The organism is Actinomadura rugatobispora, from assembly GCF_042656285.1.
GTDB lineage: Bacteria > Actinomycetota > Actinomycetes > Streptosporangiales > Streptosporangiaceae > Spirillospora > Spirillospora rugatobispora.
In genome coordinates this window covers 1-547 of record NZ_JBHSON010000318.1, presented here as the reverse complement: position 1 = coordinate 547, position 547 = coordinate 1, and the positions used below count along the sequence as shown (strand labels likewise).

1 pseudogene is annotated in these 547 nt (G+C 65.1%); it reads right to left on the bottom strand.

The annotated features are described in order from the left end of the window. A pseudogene (locus tag ACFPZN_RS56895) lies at nucleotides 1-547 on the bottom strand (DNA-directed RNA polymerase subunit beta); the annotation flags it as partial.

The following is a 547-nucleotide window of genomic DNA, read 5'->3' as shown; positions in this document are numbered from 1 at the left end:
GGTCGGCGGCTCGCCCGGACGCAGCTTGCGGTAGATGTCCAGCAGCGCGTCGTCCTGCCCGGAGGTGTGGTCCTTCTCCAGGGTCACATTGATCGACTCATAGCCGCCGAACCGCTCGCGGATGCGCTCCTCGGTCCACCCCAGCGCCTTCAGCAGCACCGTCACCGGCTGCTTGCGCTTGCGGTCGATCCGGACGCCCACGTTGTCGCGCTTGTCGATCTCGAACTCGAGCCAGGCGCCGCGGCTCGGGATGACCTTGCAGCCGTAGATGTCCTTGTCGGACGCCTTGTCGAGGGCGCGGTCGAAGTAGACACCGGGCGAGCGGACCAGCTGGGAGACCACGACCCGCTCGGTGCCGTTGATGATGAAGGTGCCCTTGGGCGTCATGAGCGGGAAGTCGCCCATGAACACCGTCTGGCTCTTGATCTCACCGGTGGTGTTGTTGATGAACTCCGCCGTGACGAACATCGGGGCGGAGAAGGTCATGTCCTTGTCCTTGCACTCCTCCACGGAGTACTTGGGCGGCTCGAACCGGTGGTCCCGGAAC